This is a genomic window from Bacillus sp. P4_D3 (genome assembly GCF_056401855.1).
Window position 1 is genome coordinate 1 of the sequence record NZ_JBFUIN010000303.1, and the last position, 3,888, is coordinate 3,888.

Genomic DNA, 3,888 nt, shown 5'->3' on the forward strand with positions numbered 1-3,888 from the left:
ATATTGAAGTGGTAGCTGGGAATACATCTTTGATTGAAGGTGAGCAAACTACAGTCAGGGTTAAAAGTGTTTATGAGGGAAACGAAAAAGAAGAAGTATATTATGGAGTACAAATGATTAGTTCTAATGAAGATGTGGTAAAAATAAGAGACAACAGAACTTTGGAAGCGGTAGGTGTTGGGAATGCAGCTGTTACTGTAGAATATGCTGGCATTAAGAAGGTCTTGAATATAAATGTTAAAGAATCGAACCGGAAAGTTGTTAAATTAAATTTCTATCACTCTAATTATAGTTACCTATCGGTAGGAGAACAAACTGATTATTGGGTTCAAGCACAGTATGATAATGGATCGTGGACAACACTGGATCACAAAAGTATCCAAATGGTTTCAACAAATCCTGAAGTTTTAGAATTGGGCAAAGATAACGCATACCTATTGGGAAAAAAAGAAGGTCAATCGACTTTGAAAATCACCTATAAAGACTACACTACTGAAGTATTGGTTGAGGTGAAAGAAAAAGAAAAAGAAGTTGTTGTAAACAAAAATCAATTTACATTAAAGGAAGGCACTAAAGATAAAATTGTAGTAAAAGCAAAATATAATGATGGTGAAAAAGATGTCACAGATCAAACAGACTTTTGGATAAATGATGGAAACATAGCTGAAATTGCAGGGAATGGAGAGATTAGAGGCCTTAAACAGGGACAAGCGACACTTGTTGTTAATTATAAAGGGCGTGAGATGCGTGTACCGATATATGTTGAAAATGGCCTGAAAGACATTGAATTTGAAGCATCAAATATAACGTTGCCTATTAACGGTACGAAAAAGTTGCAAGTAACAGGAGTTTACGAAGAGGATTACCGTTCATCAATTAATAATGAAGCAACATTTTCTAGTAACAATGATAACGTGAAAGTTGATAAGTTTGGAAATATTGTAGCTCAAAAAGAAGGAGAATCTATTATTACAGTATCTGTAAGAGATATAAAAAAGGAAGTGAAAGTAAAAGTAGAGAATCCACTCGTTGCATTACAAGTTGGTACGAAGAAAATTGCATTAAAAACGAAAGAAGTATATGAACTAAAAGTTACAGGTTTATATGAAGATGGTTCGCTGAAAGATGTTACGAAAAGTGTGAATTTTAAATCTTCTAATTCATCTGTTGTAGAAGTAGACGCTTCTGGGAAGTTGATAGCTCAAGATAAAAAAGGAACTGCAACTGTTACGATAACGAAAGATAAACAAAGTTTGAATATTCCTGTTGAAGTAACAGAGAAAGAGACTGGTTTATTACTAGAAGTACAAGATGGAAATGGACGCGGAATGGATAGTGTTAATGTTGTGTTAGAAGATTCGAAAGAAAATAAACAAAAGTTAATAACAGGTAGTAATGGTACTTTATCGTTAAAACCACAAGAAGGTGCTTATAAAGTATACGTTTATAAGAAAGGATATAAACCCGTTTCTGTAGACGTAGTTGTAAAGAATGATGAGCGGACGAAGCAGAAAGTCATACTAGAACCTTCACAGTTATTTGATGGGAAGATGAACGTAACACAAATGTCAAAAGAGGAAATAGAGAAGGCAGGTATTGATGTCAATCATCCGGATAATCGCCATGTGTATAAGTTTGAACTGCATTTGAAAATAGATAATGAGGATAAAAAAGTTGATTACATCATTAATAATGTAGGGAAGATTATACAAGGTAATTTAAATGTGTCGATTGGTAGTGGTGCAAGTGAGGTTAATGTGTACCCAGTTGTTATTCAAAATGAGCGTTTCCAAGAAAAAGAAGCTCCTCCTGCAGTTGGATATATGGTAGTTCCAGGAAAAGTAAGTTGGTTGAAAGAGTTCTTTAAAGTGGAAGTGATGATTCAAAGTTTTGCGGATGAGCCATTTGAATTAACAAATACAAATATATCGCTAAAGTTACCAGAAGGATTAAGTTTAGCTCCGATTTCCGAAAAACAAAGTGAAACAATCCATTTAGGAGCGATAGGTGGAAATGAGGTTAAGAAAGCTGAGTGGTATATTCGTGGAGATAAAAAAGGTGAATATCATTTAGGTGCTAATTTCTCATCTACATTATACCCGTTTGATGAGCCACTTTCTGCCGAGTTTAAAACAGCTAAGCCAATTGAAGTGTACGGGGAAGATGGAGTGAAGATGCATATTAAAGTAGATAAAAAAGCATATAAAGGTCTTCCATATGTAGTCAAGGTAGGAATTGAAAATAAATCGCCAAACGTTATTTATGATTTACATGTAGAGTTAAATGAAGCGGACAAGAAAAACTTTGTTTATACACCAGGAACAGAGTTGAAGCGAGTTGTTAATTCTATTCAATCAGGGGAAACGGTATGGCTTGATTATTTATTGTTACCTAAAATCTCAGGAGATTTAAATATTGGAAAATCATTCATTAAAAAGGTTGGAGACGGTATAAACATAGAAACTGTTCTTTCAACAATTGATGAATAATTCGATGCGGTTATCTTTATTTTATTTTGAATGCAAAAGGGGAATACGGGATGAAAAATTGGCTTAAAAAAGTAGCGCAATTGAGTATACTGTTTGTACTATTTATAACAGTGATATTTGATGGTGCAATAGCGTATGCTGCTAACGAGGTAAATAAAAAAACAAATCAGTTTAATAGTGCAGCTGAGAATACAAATGAGTTTGTATTCAAGGATGTATCACCTTCTTATTGGGCATATAAAGATATAAAGAGATTAAAAGAGTTAAAGATTGTATCTGGTAAGGGAGACGGGCTATTTGGTCCAGAAGATCGCTTAACGAGAGAACAATTTTTATCGATGGTCGTGCTACAGCAAGGTTATAAGATTGTAAAAGATCAAGAGACGTTTAAAGATGTACCAAAAAGTAAGTGGTCAAATCAGTACGTTGAAACAGCGATAAAAGAAGAAATTATCGAGAAGAAAGAATACGGAGATAACTTTAAGCCAGAGCAAGAAATTTCAAGAGAAGAAATGGCGATTATTATCGCAAAGGTTTTAAAATTAAAAGAGGTAGATGAGGAAATAAAATTTGGAGATAAAGGTGAATTTACGAAAAATCCTAAATTGATAGCTGCATTAGTAAATGCAAAAGTCATTTCAGGATATCCAGACGGAACGTTCAAACCGAAACAAACATTAACGAGAGCGGAGTCGACAGCAGTCATCGTTAAATTACTTGATTATGGATATGTATTTGACGATGTACCACCTTCCTACTGGGCATATAAAGATATAAAGAGATTAAAAGAGTTGAAGATTGTATCTGGTAAGGGGAACGGAATCTTTGGTCCAGAAGATCGCTTAACGAGAGAACAATTTTTAGCTATGATTGTGCTGCAACAAGGCTATAAGATTGTAAAAGATCAAGAGACATTTAAAGATGTACCGAAAAGTAAGTGGTCAAATCAGTACGTCGAAACAGCGATAAAAGAAGGGATTATTGAAAAGAAAGAATACGGAGATAGCTTCAAACCAGAGCAAGAAATTCCAAGGGAAGAAATGGCGATCATTATTGCGAAAGTGTTGAAGTTAAAGGAAGTAAATGAAGAAATAAAATTTGGAGATAAAGGTGAATTTACGAAAAATCCTAAATTAATAGCTGCATTAATTCAAGCAAAAATTATTTCAGGGTATCCAGATGGGACGTTTAAACCGAAACAAACGTTAACGAGAGCGGAGTCGACAGCGGTCGTTAGTAAAGTTATTGATTTTAAGAAAGATGAGCCGACTACTGGGGATGGTGATACCGGTGGCGGTACGGGTAATGGAGGAGACAGTGAAAAAGCAAGTATCGTATACAAAAAGAACGTATATGAAGTGAAAGAACAATATAAAAACGACATAGAACAAATGCAAAC

General features: G+C 34.4%; 2 protein-coding genes. Both read left to right on the top strand.

Annotated elements, in window-relative coordinates; all coding sequences use genetic code 11:
• The coding region (locus AC1DTM_RS19850; RefSeq protein ID WP_477000706.1) for an Ig-like domain-containing protein at positions 1 to 2,489 on the top strand (2,489 nt) is incomplete at its 5' end.
• Positions 2,490 to 2,539: 50 nt separating this feature from the next.
• A partial coding sequence (locus AC1DTM_RS19855) for an S-layer homology domain-containing protein (protein WP_477000707.1) occupies positions 2,540 to 3,888 on the top strand: 1,349 nt, incomplete at its 3' end.